The organism is Haliscomenobacter sp. (assembly GCF_965225875.1).
Lineage (GTDB): Bacteria > Bacteroidota > Bacteroidia > Chitinophagales > Saprospiraceae > Haliscomenobacter.
Genome location: NZ_CBDDBS010000002.1, coordinates 4162657 through 4178730 on the forward strand (window position 1 = coordinate 4162657; position 16074 = coordinate 4178730).

Annotated in this window: 13 protein-coding genes; 9 read left to right on the forward strand and 4 right to left on the reverse strand. The window is 46.6% G+C overall.

Features of this window, described 5'->3' with window-relative positions:
* Positions 1-9: 9 nt before the first annotated feature.
* Entirely contained in the window at positions 10-759 is a 750-nt protein-coding gene (locus ACO08K_RS18975; protein WP_421797988.1) for a bacteriorhodopsin-like, read from the forward strand.
* A gap of 244 nt (positions 760-1003) precedes the next feature.
* Here ACO08K_RS18975 and ACO08K_RS18980 read toward each other — a convergent pair whose 3' ends face one another.
* A complete protein-coding gene (locus tag ACO08K_RS18980) occupies positions 1004-1693 on the reverse strand; it encodes a hypothetical protein (RefSeq protein ID WP_421797989.1) in 690 nt (229 codons plus the stop codon).
* Positions 1686-2402 (reverse strand): intradiol ring-cleavage dioxygenase, encoded by a 717-nt coding sequence (locus ACO08K_RS18985; RefSeq protein WP_421797990.1) that lies wholly within the window; start codon positions 2400-2402, stop codon positions 1686-1688. Before ACO08K_RS18985 ends, ACO08K_RS18980 begins: the two co-directional genes overlap by 8 nt.
* A 170-nt stretch (positions 2403-2572) precedes the next feature.
* On the opposite strand from ACO08K_RS18985, the gene ACO08K_RS18990 reads away from it, so the two are divergent.
* The 8 genes from ACO08K_RS18990 (at position 2573) to ACO08K_RS19025 (ending at position 13370) form a co-directional block, all read left to right on the forward strand.
* Positions 2573-3721 (forward strand): radical SAM protein, encoded by a 1149-nt coding sequence (locus ACO08K_RS18990; protein ID WP_421797991.1) that lies wholly within the window; start codon positions 2573-2575, stop codon positions 3719-3721.
* A 3-nt stretch (positions 3722-3724) separates the two neighbouring features.
* The gene (locus ACO08K_RS18995) at positions 3725-5056 is read left to right on the forward strand and encodes a hypothetical protein (RefSeq protein ID WP_421797992.1); all 1332 of its coding nucleotides are present in this window, start codon (positions 3725-3727) and stop codon (positions 5054-5056) included.
* Between the two features lie 129 nt (positions 5057-5185).
* Positions 5186-5959, forward strand: a complete 774-nt coding sequence (locus tag ACO08K_RS19000; protein WP_421797993.1) for an SDR family NAD(P)-dependent oxidoreductase — start codon at positions 5186-5188, stop codon at positions 5957-5959.
* A 73-nt stretch (positions 5960-6032) separates the two neighbouring features.
* Positions 6033-6917: an alpha/beta hydrolase gene (locus ACO08K_RS19005; protein ID WP_421797994.1), complete on the forward strand. Its 885-nt coding sequence runs from the start codon at positions 6033-6035 to the stop codon at positions 6915-6917.
* A 104-nt stretch (positions 6918-7021) separates the two neighbouring features.
* On the forward strand, positions 7022-7912 hold the full coding sequence (locus tag ACO08K_RS19010) for an alpha/beta hydrolase (RefSeq protein WP_421797995.1): 891 nt from the start codon (positions 7022-7024) through the stop codon (positions 7910-7912).
* A 25-nt stretch (positions 7913-7937) separates the two neighbouring features.
* Positions 7938-9143: an MFS transporter gene (locus ACO08K_RS19015; RefSeq protein WP_421797996.1), complete on the forward strand. Its 1206-nt coding sequence runs from the start codon at positions 7938-7940 to the stop codon at positions 9141-9143.
* 704 nt (positions 9144-9847) lie between these two features.
* The gene (locus tag ACO08K_RS19020; RefSeq protein ID WP_421797997.1) at positions 9848-12202 is read left to right on the forward strand and encodes a TonB-dependent siderophore receptor; all 2355 of its coding nucleotides are present in this window, start codon (positions 9848-9850) and stop codon (positions 12200-12202) included.
* A gap of 4 nt (positions 12203-12206) precedes the next feature.
* On the forward strand, positions 12207-13370 hold the full coding sequence (locus ACO08K_RS19025) for a PepSY-associated TM helix domain-containing protein (RefSeq protein ID WP_421797998.1): 1164 nt from the start codon (positions 12207-12209) through the stop codon (positions 13368-13370).
* Positions 13371-13383: 13 nt separating this feature from the next.
* On the opposite strand, the gene ACO08K_RS19030 is transcribed toward ACO08K_RS19025, so the two are convergent.
* Together ACO08K_RS19030 and uidA are read right to left on the reverse strand one after the other, a co-directional pair.
* Positions 13384-14112: an NUDIX hydrolase gene (locus tag ACO08K_RS19030; protein ID WP_421798000.1), complete on the reverse strand. Its 729-nt coding sequence runs from the start codon at positions 14110-14112 to the stop codon at positions 13384-13386.
* Positions 14113-14116: 4 nt separating this feature from the next.
* Entirely contained in the window at positions 14117-15979 is a 1863-nt protein-coding gene (uidA, locus tag ACO08K_RS19035) for a beta-glucuronidase (RefSeq protein ID WP_421798001.1), read from the reverse strand.
* Between the last annotated feature and the right edge of the window lie 95 nt (positions 15980-16074).

Here is a 16074-nt window from a genome sequence, read left to right on the forward strand (position 1 = left end):
TTATACATCATGAATGCATTAGTAATCAACAACTTTCAGCCATTTTTTTTGGCTCAATTGCAGCCTGGCGATTACGTCGGCTTTACTTTTTTCATCGGTTCAATGGCCATGCTGGCCTCAACCGTTTTTTTCTTCGTCCAAATGACCCGAGTGGAAGGTAAGTGGAAAGACTCCCTGCTTGTATCTGCACTTATTACCGGAATCGCTGCTGCGCATTATTTTTACATGCGTAGTTTTTGGGCCGAGAATCAAACTTCACCAACTGAGTTTCGGTACATCGACTGGATTTTGACAGTGCCACTGATGTGCGTCGAATTTTACCTCATCCTGAAGCCTTACGGCGCTAAGCAAAGCCTGATGTGGCGAATGATCTTCTGGTCATTGTGGATGCTGGTAACCGGTTATCTGGGCGAAACCGTATTCCGTAGCCAGTCGGCTATCTGGGGAGCTATTTCTACTATTGGTTATGCGTTCATTGCTTATGACGTATGGTTTGGTGGCGCCAGAAAATTGGCAAACAGCTCAGCTGACGCAAACCTACAAACTGCAATGAAAATCCTTGGATGGTTCATTTTTGCAGGTTGGGCTATTTATCCAATCGGTTACATGGCCATTGATGGTGGATTGCTGAGTGGAGTACTTCCTATCCAAGCCATGGATTTGATCTACAATATTGGGGATGCGGTCAATAAAATCGGCTTCGGGTTGGTCATCTACAGTCTGGCTATCAGCAGCAATCAGAAGCTACAGACCGCCTAAGCACATTCCCTCAATGTGGTTATAAATGAAAATGCCTACCCCAGGATGTACCATGAAGCAGGCTAAATTGCATTAGTAATAAGGTCGCAAGTTATGGACTTTTCAGGATAGGTGTGACTTTTTAACGTTTTTTTAGCTTTGGCCATAAAGCGATCAGGCGTTACAACAATGAATGGGCTGTAAAGGAAAATGAACCCTTTACAGCCCTTTTCTTGTCAAGCAAACACATTTTCGGGTCAAATAATCAGCATAAATTCAATAGTAAAACAATGGAGTTGTTGGCCAACGCTTCAAAATCAAATTCCTGTATTTGTGATAAAAACAGGCCATCTCGAGCATGCAACAAACGATTTTGTACTTCAAAAACCCCATCGATGATAAAAACATAACTGTGTTTGAAAGTACCATCAAGGGCCTGATTCAACTCGGACCGCCCATCAAACTGGCCTATCAAACACTGGTAACTCTTGGCCCCCTCAGCCAGTTTCAGCAACCTGTTTGAATGCTGTCCCAAGTCGAAAGGGTGCAGTGCCAAACCCGTTTTTAAAGTAGTCCGACGTATAACCAAGTGGAGATAGCTCACCAAATCTACTTCAAATGGGTTTTCAACGATATACTTATCCCCCGCCGACAAATGCAGCGACAACAAGCTGCCTGCTTCCACGTATTGCTGGGATTTTCCGTTGTCAACCGCTACAGTAATGCCACCTACCAGCGGTAAAAGTAGGATATCTACAGCTTCAGCTGCCTGATGAACCATCCGTTGCCCTCCAGCCAAGGTGTCTTCATTAAAAGCCCGCAAAGCCCCGGGGGCTTCGCGGTGTGGATTTTGATAATCGCCATAGTTGAAAGTATGCCAACTGCGAAATGATTGATCCGCTTGGGTAATACCACGCTGCTCGGCCAGATAGATGGTTGCTGATGACTTATCCATTGACAACGATTGTATGGGTGAGTTCATAACCTGCGGCTACACTACCGGTTACGCTGGACATCTGCTGGCTCAGGGAATCCGAAAAAACATTGTCGCTGGCGTTGGCGGTATCCTGTTTTCCACGGGTGTAGTAGTTGGTCGCAGTGGTATAAACCGTGTCACATACGCTGGTCGGGAAAGCAATCTGGGTGACCAGGAGTGACTTCCCACTCGCATTGTAGATGTGAACGTGGATGTGCGGCGCCCGCCCAGAATACCAGCCGGGGAAAATACTCGTAAAACCTACTTGCCCATTGGCATCGGTTACCTGCCGCCCGCGCAAGAAGTGAACAGTGGTGAAATTGGCTTGTTGCATGCCCGTTCCGCCGTATTCAGAGTAGTAGCCGTCCTTGTCGCAGTGCCAGATGTCGACAATAGCGCCCGACATGGCTTCACAGCCCGCATTCAGGTTTTTGATGTTGATTTTGACGCTCAGGGGTACGCCTGTACGATCTGAACGGATGTCCACCATTTGCAGCGTAGCTGGAGACTTGGTAGGGAAGGGGCCTGCCGTTTCAGTTGGGGAAACGGTGCAGGTTCCACTGGAGCTGGAACCATCCGGGGTGACTTCGTCCACCAGGGAGTCTTTTTTGCAAGAGTTAGCCAAGGGTACGATGAAGGCTACGCCCAGGGCCGCCATGCCTTTTTTCAAAAATTCGGTGCGTTGCATGTTGTTGGTTTTTAAAATTCAAGGGAAAAACAAGCAGTATAGTAGTATAAGGCGGACTGATATAGATTGTACTCAGCCAAAAGGTAGTTTTTCAAAATTTCCAGGCAGGTGTTAACTAAAGTGTAACTAACATGATACTTTCACATTAAAAGGGTATACAAAATCCCGCTATGACGCAAACCCTTGCCGCCACATTCCACCTCACGCACCAGTGCAACTTGCGCTGTATCTATTGTTATACCGGAACAAAAGTGCATCGCCCCATGTCGAGGGAGGTGGCGCTAAAATCCCTTCAATTCGTACTAGATGAAGCCTATAAGGCGCAGGTAAAATTCCTGGACATCACTTTTTTTGGTGGTGAACCCCTGATCGAAGCCGAGCTTTTGTTTTGGCTGGCAGATTCCTTTCAGGAAAAATTACCCCCAGGCATGACCCTGTCTTTTCGCATTAGCACCAATGGCACCTTATTGACCGAGGCAATGATGCAGGCCTTGGCACAACGGGACATTTATGTTTCTTTGAGTGTGGATGGGGTTCCGGAGATTCAGGATGCCCAACGGCCCAACGCAGCGGGTAAAGGCAGTAGTGCAGCCATTGAAAAAGCCATTCCCATTTTGTTGCGCAGCAACCCATGTGCGAGTGTCACTACCGTACTTACGCCCTATTCTGCTGGCCATGCGGCGGAATCCATAGACTGGCTCTACCAAAAAGGATTCAGGTATTTCAACCTTACCCTGGATTACAGCGCCAACTGGACGATGGAAGACATGCATCGCTTGGAAAAAAGTTACCACAAACTTGCCCATTGGTACGAGGAAAAAATGCAGCAAAATCAACGCTTCTACCTCAGTTGTTTTGACGAACGTATTCGCTCGCATAGCCAGGCGCCGCCCGGGCAGGATGAGCGCTGCAATTTAGGTCATCGTCAATTTTCCATTGCTCCCGATGGGGCACTTTATCCTTGTATCCAGTTTGTGACAACCGAAACCTTGCCAGAGTTTATGATTGGACATGTGCTGCACGGTGGTTTTGATGAGAACTGCCGACAACATCTGCACAGTTGCTCCGAAAAACCCAAGGATGCTTGTACCAGCTGCGCTTTGCAGGGGCGGTGCGCCAGTTGGTGCTCCTGCATCAATTTTGCCAGTACGGGCACTGTCACACAAGCCAGCCCAGTGGTTTGTTACCACGAACGGACTTTGATGCCACTGGTGGATGCCATGGCCAATCGCCTTTGGCGCAAGCGCAACCCACAGTTTTTACACAAGCACTACAACCCGCTTTATCCCATGATTGATTACCTCGAACACCTGGTATAAACCATGAAAAAACAACTCGAAATCAAACCCGTACTTCGGTACAACAAGGCAAAATACCCCAGGTATACCGATCCAAACCCTTTGGATGATCCGCAGGCCTTGCCTTATCCTTTTTCAAAACGGATGTTGGAATGGGCAATGGCTTTGGGCATATTTGGGGCTACTGCCTGTGAGGGAGTAATTCAAGAAGTAGGCAATACCTTTACTTTTGATAAAACCGGGCTTCCGTATATGCCTGCGATGTTTGGCACTGGATTGCCCGATCAATTATCCAGTAAAGAAATTCGGGGAATGGTAATGCGTATTTCCAAAGATGAAGGGCTGAATGTTGAAGAAAATGTGCCGTGGAAGTATAGTGATACCCATTTTAGCATGCAATTCCCAATTAGTGTTTTTGATGAAGATAAAAAGATTGGCTTTGCCATTTTGGATTACAGCAATACGGATCGAAATTCGGTTATTGATAAAATATATGATGAAACTCCCGAGCCAGCAATCAGTGCCCCGCAGTTGAAGCAAATGTGGGAACAATTTGCGCATGGAAATCCAGATTTTTCTTTATATGGTTGGGTGAATTTGGAAAAACAAGCCCTTTGGACTAAAGAGGAAAAAGGCTTTTTTAAGCTTTTCACTAAAGCAACTTTTTCATCCCTATCAGAAAAAGAACAGCAGGAGGGTGAATGGCTATTTTATAAAATGCTGATTAAAGATCGATTTAAAAATGAGGTGGAAAAAACGTTTTACACAAAGCCAGCTATTGAAAAAGCATTGCAGAAAAAAGACTGGTTTGCCCTTCATCAAGCCCTTGAGTTGAATTTTTTCATCAGCTTATTGCACGAGTTTACACGAGAAAAAGAAGGAAATGAAAAAGTGCTAGACCAATACATCACTGAACAGCAGAATTGGTTGGAGCAAAACCCCGAAAAATCAAGCAACGCCACTAAGGTATTGGCTGAATTAAAAGCCCCCTATTTTGTGGATGCAAATGTAAAAACTGCTGTGCAAGATCTTTTTCAAAAATACCATCCGAATTGGAAAGAGGTGCTTTGGGACATTCGCGACCAATTTCAAAACCGCCTTTATAGTTTGGCAGAAATCAAGGAATTGGATTATTGGGCAAAGGAAAAAGAGCTGTTTGTAGCGCCCATCAGTTTTGAGGATGATCGCATTAAATTCTACTACACAGAAAAAGAACTGATGAAAGATGAAATAATCTCAAAAGATTCTACCGAATTGCAACACGCCAAAACGATGACCAAAGAAGCCGTGATGAAACGTTTGGAAGAAAGCCTGCGCATGTACATTCGTTGGGCAAAAAGCCAGGGCAAATATTGAGTTTTGGGCAGTACCCAGGTTGAGCATTTGAGTTTGAGTTGAGTCAATGCATGAAGGTGAAATTTTGGCGGTTTATTCCTATTTTGCCACCCTAACATTCACTACATCATCGCAACACACCTCAACCTTATGTCCACAACTCCTTCTGCTCAAGTAGCGGTTGTAACTGGTGCAGCCCGGGGCATTGGCCTGGAGATTGCTCATCGTTTTCAGGCAGAAAACTACCATGTTATCCTTTTGGACAATGATAAAGCTACCTTGCAACAATGCAAAACGAACCTGAAAGGCAAAGGCAATTATTCCTTTGAGTTTTGCGATGTGTCCAATCCACGCCAGGTTCAATCGACTTTTCAAAAAATCCTCAGCCGCTTCCCCGCCATTCACGCCCTGATCAACAATGCCGGGATCGCCATTTTTAAACCCGCCGACCAAGTGACTTTTGAAGATTGGACTGCGGTGATGTCGACCAATCTGAACGGTACTTTTTTGTGTACTCAGGCTGCGCTACCCGGTTTGTTGGAAGCAAAAGGAAGCATTGTCAATATTGCCAGCATTTCCGGGGTGCGTGCCAGTACCCTGCGCATTGCCTACGGCACCAGCAAGGCGGCAATCATGCACCTGACCAAACAGCAAGCGGTGGAATATGGCAACAGAGGGGTACGTGCCAACGCCATAGCCCCAGGCCCGGTGGAAACCGAAATGGCCAAGCTCGTGCACAGTGCCGATATTCGAACCTCTTACAGTGACGCCATTCCTTTGGCGCGTTACGGCACTACTACAGAAATTGCCGATGCGGTTTATTTCCTTTGTAGTCCTGCTGCCGCTTACATCAACGGGCAAATTCTGGCTGTGGATGGAGGTTTTGATGCCGCTGGAGTAGGCTTGCCAAGTTTACGGGGATAGCCCACCTCTAAACTTTTAACTCATGTACTCGTCACTCTTCACTCATATATTTAGTGATCAAAATCTTAAACCTATGTTCCGCTTCAAAAACTGCCGTTTAGCACTTTCGGCGGCCTTTTTTCTATCCAGCCTTTGTGCCTTTGCCGCCAAAGTCGACAGCCTGGAAATCCCCAGCGCATCCATGAATAAAACCTACAAAGCAGCAGTGGTGCTGCCCAATTCATATGCCACCAATAAAGCCAATTATCCAGTGTTGTATCTGCTGCACGGCGGTGGTGGCCACTTCCGGGACTGGCTGACTTCCACCCCGGATAAGATGACAGTCAAAAACCTGGCTGATCAATACAACCTGATCATCGTGATGCCCGAAGGTGAAACCTTTGCATGGTATCTGGATAGCCCGGTTAATCCAAGTAGCAAATTTGAAACCCACATCATCAAAGAAGTCATTCCCAAGATTGATGGCACTTACCGTACGGTGCGCAGCAATAAAGGCCGCGTAATCACTGGCCTATCCATGGGAGGGCATGGAGCCATGTACCTTTCCACCCGGCACCCGGAGCTATTTTGTGCAGCAGGCTCCATGAGTGGCGCTTTGGACATGAACTGGACCAAATTCAAGATCAATGAAGATTTTGCCAAGTCCCTAAAAAATGGTTTCCAGCAATTAATGGGCAGCGATGACCCCACGAATGAAGTTTATTTTAAAAACTCCATTGTCAATATGGTGGAAACCATTAAAAAGAATGCTTTGCCGATCATCATTGAGTGCGGCGTAGACGATTTTTTGGTTGACATCAATCGCGAGTTGCACCAACGTTTGGTGTACAACAACGTGCCGCATGACTACATCGAAAGACCTGGTGGACATACCTGGGGGTATTGGGAGAATGCCTTGCCGTATCACCTCTTGTTCTTCCACAAGATTTTAAAAGGCCACGGAGTAACGGTAAACTAATGCCGACTTGGAGCTTGGACTCAAGTTCAAAAACAATTTAAAGAGAAATCTGGCCGGCTACTGTTGCATTGGCTTAGAGCGTGTTTAATCAAATTTTTACCATCATGCTGTGCTCAAAAAATTATCGTTTCGCCCTTTTGCTGATTTTTAATCTAGCTGGATTATCCGCTTTTGCCGCCAAAGTCGACAGCCTGGAAGTACCCAGCGCGTCCATGAACAAAAGCTACAAAGCAGCAGTGGTGTTGCCTGATTCCTATGTCAACAGTAAAAATAAAGCAGCTTATCCAGTCCTGTATTTGTTACACGGTGCCAGTGGGCATTTTCGCAATTGGTTGACTTCCACTCCAGATAAAATGCTGGTCAAAAACCTGGCCGACCAGTACAATCTGATCATCGTAATGCCCGAGGGAGAAGTTTATGGTTGGTACCTGGACAGCCCGGTGAACCCTGAAAGCAAATTTGAAACCCATATCATCAATGAAGTCATCCCTAAGGTGGATGCCACTTATCGGACCATTGCCAATAAAAATGGCCGGGTGATCTCGGGGCTTTCCATGGGTGGGCACGGTGCAATGTACCTTTCCATTCGCCATCCTGAACTCTTTTGCGCAGCCGGAACGATGAGTGGGGCGATGGACATGAACTGGAGCAAATTCCGCATCAGTGAATCCTATTACCAATCCTTGCGGGATCGCTTTCAAAAACTCCTGGGCACTCCTGATCCCAATAGTGAAATCGTTGCCAAACACTCCGTAGTCAATATGGTAGAGGCCATCAAAAAAAATGGATTAGCTATTGTAATTGATTGTGGGGTAGATGACTTTTTGATTGATGTAAACCGGGAGCTACACCAACGCCTGTTGTACAACCAGGTGCCACACGATTACATTGAAAGACCTGGCGAACATACCTGGGAATATTGGCAAAATTCCTTGCCTTACCATGTTCTCTTTTTTTACAATGTTTTGAAAAAGAACGGGTCTACGGTAAATTAGCACCTGGCAGAACAAATCATAAAAGATGAAAAGACATATCTGGCTGGCCATCATTGCTTCGGCTTTGGGCTTTTTTGTGGATTTATACGACATCATCATTTTGAGCATCGTGCGTGCCAAAAGCCTCTTGGCGATGGGTGTACCCGAAGGGGAATTGCTTTCCAAAGGGGTTTCCCTGATCAACATCCAAATGGTGGGCATGCTGATTGGTGGCTTTGTGTGGGGCATCATTGGGGATAAATTCGGGCGGCTTTCGGTATTGTTTGGCTCGATCATCCTGTACTCCACGGCCACTTTTGCGAATGCTTATGCGGGCAGTTTTGAAACCTATCTGTTGTTGCGTTTTTTGGCTGGCCTGGGTTTGGCTGGAGAATTGGGAGCTGCGATTACCCTGGTTACCGAACAAATGCCACAAAAATACCGGGGCATTGGCCCGGCGATCATCGCGGGTTGTGGCATGTTGGGAGCGATAGTAGGGGCGTATGTGGGCGGGAGGTACTCCTGGCAATTCACCTACCAATTGGGCGGCGCGATGGGTTTTGTGCTGCTGATTCTGCGTCTAGGCGTGCTTGAATCGGGCCTATTTAACCAGATGAAAGAAAAAACGACGCTCAAGGGCGACTTGCGGCTCTTGTTCAAAAACCGCGACTACATCCGAAAATACATCAGCATTTGTATCATGGGCTTCCCCTGTTGGTTTATGAATGGGGTGGTGATGACTTTTACACCGGAGATAGGCAAAGCCTGGGGGATGGATCCATTGCCTTCGGTGTCGGTGGTGTTTACCTTCTTTTTTATCGGTTTTACTTTTGGGGATTTAACTGGTGGTTTTGTCAGCCAGTATTTAAAGAGCCGCAAAAAGGCAATCCGTGCTTATCTCAGCATGTACGGATTGGGCATGGTCGCTTTTTTTCTGTTTGGACGTTATTCCTTGACCTTGTACTACAGCATTTTTCTTTTTGTTGGCTTTAGTGCGGGTTATACGATTGTTTTGCTCACCCTGGCCGCCGAGCAATTTGGCACCAACATTCGCGCTACGGTGACCACTTCGGCCTTGAATTTGATTCGGGCTACGGTTATTCCGCAAGCTACCCTATTTGGTTGGTTGAGCCCGAGTATTGGAGCGGCCAATGCCGCCATGGTGGGCGGAGTGATTGCGATTGTAGTGGCCTTCTGGGGCTTGGGGAATTTGGAGGAGACCTTTGATAAGGATTTGAATTATACGGAGTGAGGCAGGTAGGGTATCTCAAACATTAGTCATGGTGAATTTTTGAAAAGCCAAAGTCGGGCTAAAATCTAATCGCGGAGCGATTGAATTTTGAATAGCCGCAGTCGTCTGCGGTAAAAGAACAAAACAATGTATCATAACCGCGGTAGCGGTTGAACTTCCAATGGATTATGTTCAACCACTACCGTGGTTGTGAACGCCGGGTATCCGCTATAATCCGCAGACGACTGCGGCTATTCTAGATTTAACCGCTGCCGCGGTTGGGTTTTTAAACCTTAAGATTTATATTCTGAAAACGCTAAAGGCTAACCAATTGTGAGTAAATGTTAGGTAGGTTCTGTAGTGGAGTGTATACCCAAATATTTGCTAGGTAGTGGTGTGTTTGGCTCAGTATTAAGCAAGACAAGATTTGAGTGAAATAAGATTTGGTAGGTAAAAAACATTGATTATCAGTTATTTGCTTGACCTGTTTTTAAAAGAGGATAAAAAATTACTAAATATTTAGGTAGCTACTCTTTCCGATCCGATACCTAACAATTGGAGCCCTGAATTCCGCATTCTGCCACTTGCGTTTTCGCTCACCAGATGCCTCGCTTGGAAGAAGCAAGCGGATTCTTATTTTTGCGTCATTGTTTAGAATTAGTCTTAATAAATGAAAATTGAAGCCACAATATCATGCGCTTCAATTTCATCGCAACTTCTGGATCATGAGCAATTTTAACTTTTTTCCTATTCTGGTTCTAATGGTTGGTTTGAGTTGCAGCATAGCCGCTCAAACGGGAAACATCCAAGGCCGTGTCAGCACCAGCGATGGTCAAGCCGCTGAATTTGTCAACATCATTCTAAAAGGTACGGGCAAAGGTGCCACTGCCGATGCCGCAGGTGCCTACCTCATCGAGGGCATAAAACCTGGTACTTATACCCTCCAGGCAAGCTTTGTAGGATTGAGTACCGAAAGCCAAACTGTGGAGGTGCAAGCTGGTCAAACTACCAATCTTGATTTTACCCTTTCTACCAACAGTGAAGACCTTAAAGAGGTAGTGGTCACTGCCAACCCCAGCAAATACGTCACCGATTATCCTTCCATCTCCCTGCGCTTAAAAACGCCCTTGCTTGAGGTACCACAAAACATTCAGGTCATTACGCGTCAAACCCTGCAAGACCAGCAGATTTTTGACATGCAGGAAGGGGTAATCCGCAACGTGAGCGGTGCCACCCGCTCGGAGCACTGGGAAACTTACGCCCGCATTGTGATGCGCGGTGCACGGATCGCAGCCTTTCGCAACGGCATGAACGTACAGGAAACCTGGGGCCCACTCACCGAAGACATGAGTATGGTAGAACGCATTGAATTTGTCAAAGGCCCGGCTGGTTTTATGCTGGCCAGCGGCGAACCCAGTGGTTTTTACAACGTGGTTACCAAAAAACCTACGGGCATTCGCAAATCGGAACTAGGTATGACTGTGGGTAGCTTTGGCACTTACCGGACCACTTTGGATTTCGACGGTTTGTTGGACAAAAGTGGCAAAATCCAATACCGCCTCAACTTGATGGGCCAACTCAAAGGCACCCAGCGCAGTTTTGAATACAACAATCGGGTATCTATTGCGCCAGTAGTGAAGTTTCAAATCAATCCCAATACTTCCCTAACGGCTGAATACACTTACCAGGGGGTGAACATGTCACCAATTGGCTCGAACTACATCTTTTCGCCCAAAGCACTGGGTGACCTGCCCGCCAATTTCACATCTCTGGAAGCGAACATGAAGCCAGTAGAGATCAAGGACCAATCGATTATTGTGACTTTTGCACACAGCATCAACAAAAACTGGAAATTCACCGGACAGCTGGCCTACCTGAATTTTAATCAGGAAGGTTACAGCCTTTGGCCCTCGGGTTTCAAAGGAGACACCCTGCTACGCGCCGCTTCCAACTGGGACATTTTGGGTCAAACCCGCGTCGGCCAGTTTTTTGTAAACGGCGATGTGGCTACTGGAAGCATCAAACACCGGATCTTGGCCGGCCTGGACATGGGTGACAAAGACTACTACCACGACTGGGCTCAAGGAGGTGCCATCACCGGTTCCGCTGGATTCAATGTGTACAATCCGGTGTATGGCACCGTACCTGCCAGCGCTTATCCAACCTACAATCGTACGCTGAGCATTCGGGAGCGTGGTGTTCACTACAATAACCTGTACACCGCAGTATACATCCAGGACGAAATTCACCTGCTGGAGGATAAGTTGAGGCTGACCTTGGCAGGAAGATTCACAACCACAGGCGACGAAGATCCTTATTCCGGCAAAGTGGCGGCTGAAAAATTCACCCCAAGAATGGGTCTGAGCTATTCCTTGAACAAAAATACCAGTGTTTATGCGGTGTTCGATCAAGCTTTTGTGCCTCAGGCTGGCGCCTCCTTTGCTGGCGAAAAATTTGACCCTATTACGGGCAACAATCAGGAAATTGGCCTCAAGCGCGAATGGCTACAAGGCCGCTGGACGGCTACCGTAGCGGCTTACCGCATCACCAAAAACAATGTACTGACTCCCGATCCTGACCACCAATATTTCTCTATTCAATTGGGACAAACCCAAACCCAGGGTGTGGAATTTGACGTACGCGGCCAGTTGTTGCCCGGTCTGGAAGCCACCTTGAACTATGCCTTGACCGATGGGCGCGTGACCAAAGACACCGAAAACAATCAGGTGGACAAACAATTGCCCGGTACCGACAAACACATCGCCAATGCCTGGTTTACTTATCGCGTGCAAAGTGGTGCTGTGAAAGGTTTGGGCATATCTCTGGGGGCTTCGCACGCAGCAGGTCGCACGGCCTGGTACGGGGCTTACGATCGCTCACTGGATCCGACGATGCCTGATTACACCCGTTTTGATGGTGCCCTATCCTACCAATTCGACAAATTTGGGGTAGCCTTGAATGTCAACAACATCTTCAACGCCGACCTGTTGTCTGGTGCTTATTACTCCTGGAGCAAATTTTATTATTGGCAGGCCGAAGCCTATCGCAATGCCCGCTTGAGTTTTAACTACAAATTCTAGTTCCATGAATTTTAAAAAAATCATAGGAAAAGTACACCTCTGGCTCGGACTCACGTCCGGGTTAGTGGTGTTTATCGTGGCCATTACGGGCTGTTTGTATGCTTTCAAAGATGAAATTGAAAATGCTACGGAACGCTATCGACGCGTCAATCCACAGGCAACCAACTTCCTACTTCCTTCTCAATTGGCGGCCATTGCCAAAAAGGAGTTGCCCGAGCGGCAACTCCACGCCGTCAAGTACAATGGCAAAAACAAGGCCGCAGAAGCCATTTTTTACCATTACGAGCCCACTTATTACTACATCGTTTACCTCAATCCTTATAATGGCAAGGTGCAAAAGGTAAAGGACATGGAACGGGGCTTTTTTCACTTTATCCTAGATGGCCATTTTTACTTGTGGTTGCCACCTCGCATTGGGCAACCCCTGGTGGCCTCCTTTACGCTGATTTTTTTGGTCATGCTCATTTCGGGATTGATTTTGTGGTTTCCGATCAACAAAGCGGCGATCAAACAACGCTTTTGGTACCGTTGGAAAAAAACGACCCAGTGGAAGCGCAAAAACTATGACTTGCACAATGTTTCGGGGTTTTATGTGAGTTTGTTGGCCCTGGTTTTTGCGGTGACGGGCCTGGTATGGGGATTTACCTGGTTTGCGCAAGGTTATTACACGGCAATGGGAGGCAAAAAATCCCTGCTTTACGTAGATCCAATTTCCGTAAAAAATCCAGCGATCCTCAGCAATGTGCAGTCGCCATTGGACAAAGTTTGGTTAAAAATGCGGGCGGAATACCCCAGTGCCAAAAGTATTGAGGTGCACCCACCTGAGACGGATTCTTCTTCCATCGCGGCCAACGCCAATTTCCAGGAAGGAACTTATTGGAAAACCGATTATCGCTACTTCGATCAATATTCCTTGCAGGAAATGCCCGTGGAGCACATTTACGGACGGCTTAAAGATGCGGGCCTGGCCGATAAACTGTTGCGCATGAATTATGACATCCATGTGGGGGCAATTGGTGGACTGGCAGGAAAGATATTGGCTTTTTGTATCAGTTTGGTGATTGCTACACTGCCAGTTACGGGGTTTTACATTTGGTATGGACGGCGGTGGAAAAAGGTGGAGAAAGCGCCAAAATCCAATCAGGCTCTGGTCGAAACTTTGTCTTAAAATCGTATTGTACCTACCTGTACTTAAACCGGTATAAATACGGTGCTTTATTGGCAGCCCCAGTGAATTTTTTTTCAAGCCGCTCCAGCACATCAAGGTCGAGGATTTTTTTCTGAAAATTAGTCCGCAAGAATGGCCTGGCGGAAATGGTTTCGTAAACCTCCTGCACCTCTTTCATGGTAAAGGTATCTGGCAGCAAATTAAAGGCATTCAACTTTTCATCCAGGTCACGCCTTAGCGTTTTTAAAGCAAGCTCCACAATCTCCTGATGATCCAAAATCATCGTGGGTAATTCCTCGACCGGGTGCCACTCAATGGTTTGGTCGATGCTGCTCTTCTGTGGCTGTACTTTGCCGATGTCCACCAATGCATAATAACCAATGGCGATAAATCTTTTGGTAAACCAGTCATAATCTTCCTTACTCGATTCAACAGGGGATAGCCGATCTGAATTGAGCTCGATCAATCTGTCCAAAAAAGCAGCATGGTTGCGGGCTACTTTCCCAAAAACCCTAAATTGCTCCAGGTAAAGGTTTTCGATACCCGTGCGAAACTGCAGGATTTTCTGAGCGGCTATATCAATGTCGTCATTTTGCTGCACAAACCCACTAGGCAAAGCCCAAAAATCTCCATTAAAATCCAGTTTTGGAATCAACACTTTTAACTGCCGACTTTCATATCCAAAGATGACACAATCAATGGTGATTTGTGGAATTAGGTCTTGTTTGCTTGGGTTGATCATGTTGTTATTTGTTCCAACGACTCCTCAAGTAATATGCTGCTGTTTTGGGTTTTCGGTCGCGGGTAAAAACTCCTTTGTAGTTGACGCCACCAAAACGGATGATGCCTTGCCCGGTTTTAAAATCCGAAAACGCCCAGACGTGCATCCCCGCAATGTAGTCTTTTTGATCGGCAAAATCGAGGTAAGCTTTTAGAAATTCAACCTGAAATTCTTCTGTGAACATTTCAGATTGCTCGGTGTGCATACCAGGGTAAGTATCTGCACCAAACTCGGTGATGATGATGGGCTTGTTGTAGGCTTTGTGCAAGCCATCCAGCTCCAGGTGCAGTAGTTTGGTCGCTGCGGCCAATTCGCCAGTGTGCGTATACCATCCATAGTAGCGGTTTACACACATGACGTCGCCCAGACCAACCCATTCTTTGGGGCCGCCCATTACACCAACCAAAGTGGCCAAACGGGTATTGTCTTTCGCTTTGACCAGCGCAAATAATTCCTTAAACAATTCAATACTTTTAGGGCTGGCTGAGCGATCACCGCCACCGCCGCTTACACTCAAATCCTTGGGGAAAGGCTCATTAGCAATGCACCACATGATGACGGAGGGGTGGTTTTTATCCCGGGTAATCAGTTCGTTGAGGTATTGCTTACAGATGACTTGGCGCTGGGCGAGTTCGGTGGTATCGCCATGGAAGTACAAGCCAACCGCCGGGATTTCATCAATGATCAAAAAACCTTCCCGATCGGCCATCCGCATAAACTCCTCATCATAAGGGTAGTGGGAGGTGCGAAATGAATTGGCACCGGTCCATTTCATCAGGGCAAAATCTTTGATCATCACCGGGTTTGAACTGCCTCTGCCAATGATGGGAAAATCTTCATGTTTACCAAAACCTTTCAGGAAAATGGGTTTACCGTTGAGCAATACTTGTTTGTTGTTTTTGCTGATGGTGCGTACTCCTGTTTCGAGGCTGTAGTGGTCAAGGGTAGTTTTAGCATCGCTGATGCTGACATCCAGGGTATACAAATGAGGATCTTCGGGTGACCATAGCCGAACTTCCGGGATCGAAACATTTACCGTCGCTTGATTATTCGTCAAGGAAAAAGGAACTTCAAACCGTTTGCCATTGCCGAATAGGATCACAGTACCTTTACTGGCCTTGCCCTCTGCTTCAATTTTTACTTCAACATTCCCTGTGGTATTGGTAAAACCCGTTTTAACCGTAATGTCTTTGATAGAGGCAATACTAGGCAAACTGTACAGCCAGACATCGCGATGCAAGCCAGCATATGGAAAAAAGTCGTAGTTAGACTTGGGAAAATTGGTGAAAGGCCCTCCTTTTACTTCGCCAGTAGGCACACGAGTTGGCTTGAGCAGATTTTCCACTTGAATGCTGATGCGGTTGCTGGAGTCCCACTTGAGATAGGAGCCTATTTCAAAGGCAAAGGGCAGGTTACCACCCTCGTGTTTGCCCACCAATTGGCCGTTTATCCACACTTTTGCGGCATAAGTAGCCGAACCCACCCGGATAAAAATGCGTTGCCCTCGCCAAGTACTCGGCGCGTAAGTTTCTTTTTCATACCACACCATCCCCAGGTAGTCGCGACTATCCGTAAACTGCTCGTTCCAGCTACCGGGTACTGCGATGGAGCGATAATTAGTAAGGCCGTTTTGCCAGTTTTCTTTTTCCCCTACTTCGAGAGAGTCCTTTTTAAAACGCCAAATACCGGATAGATTGATGGTGTTTCTGATCTCGTTTTGTTGTGGAAAAAGGGCAATGCTCGAGATGTCATTGCTCGATTGGCTATTGGCATTTAGATGATAAAGACTCAAAATGGCCAAAAAGAAAAGTGTGCGCAAGTTGTTCATTTTAAGTGCGATATTAAGGGTGGTGCAGGATTTTTTGCAAAGATAAACTATGAAGCGGGATTAATGTATTTTTTTTATACAATAGAAAAATTTTC

What these genes read in the sequence shown, in the direction of transcription:
- ACO08K_RS19005 (WP_421797994.1), top strand. Translation starts at nt 6,033, where the DNA reads ATGTTCCGCTTCAAAAACTGCCGTTTAGCACTTTCGGCGGCCTTTTTT.
- ACO08K_RS18985 (WP_421797990.1), bottom strand. Translation starts at nt 2,402, where the DNA reads ATGCAACGCACCGAATTTTTGAAAAAAGGCATGGCGGCCCTGGGCGTA.
- ACO08K_RS18980 (WP_421797989.1), bottom strand. Translation starts at nt 1,693, where the DNA reads ATGGATAAGTCATCAGCAACCATCTATCTGGCCGAGCAGCGTGGTATT.
- ACO08K_RS18975 (WP_421797988.1), top strand. Translation starts at nt 10, where the DNA reads ATGAATGCATTAGTAATCAACAACTTTCAGCCATTTTTTTTGGCTCAA.
- ACO08K_RS19030 (WP_421798000.1), bottom strand. Translation starts at nt 14,112, where the DNA reads ATGATCAACCCAAGCAAACAAGACCTAATTCCACAAATCACCATTGAT.
- ACO08K_RS19015 (WP_421797996.1), top strand. Translation starts at nt 7,938, where the DNA reads ATGAAAAGACATATCTGGCTGGCCATCATTGCTTCGGCTTTGGGCTTT.
- ACO08K_RS19000 (WP_421797993.1), top strand. Translation starts at nt 5,186, where the DNA reads ATGTCCACAACTCCTTCTGCTCAAGTAGCGGTTGTAACTGGTGCAGCC.
- ACO08K_RS18990 (WP_421797991.1), top strand. Translation starts at nt 2,573, where the DNA reads ATGACGCAAACCCTTGCCGCCACATTCCACCTCACGCACCAGTGCAAC.
- ACO08K_RS18995 (WP_421797992.1), top strand. Translation starts at nt 3,725, where the DNA reads ATGAAAAAACAACTCGAAATCAAACCCGTACTTCGGTACAACAAGGCA.
- ACO08K_RS19025 (WP_421797998.1), top strand. Translation starts at nt 12,207, where the DNA reads ATGAATTTTAAAAAAATCATAGGAAAAGTACACCTCTGGCTCGGACTC.
- ACO08K_RS19010 (WP_421797995.1), top strand. Translation starts at nt 7,022, where the DNA reads ATGCTGTGCTCAAAAAATTATCGTTTCGCCCTTTTGCTGATTTTTAAT.
- uidA (WP_421798001.1), bottom strand. Translation starts at nt 15,979, where the DNA reads ATGAACAACTTGCGCACACTTTTCTTTTTGGCCATTTTGAGTCTTTAT.
- ACO08K_RS19020 (WP_421797997.1), top strand. Translation starts at nt 9,848, where the DNA reads ATGAGCAATTTTAACTTTTTTCCTATTCTGGTTCTAATGGTTGGTTTG.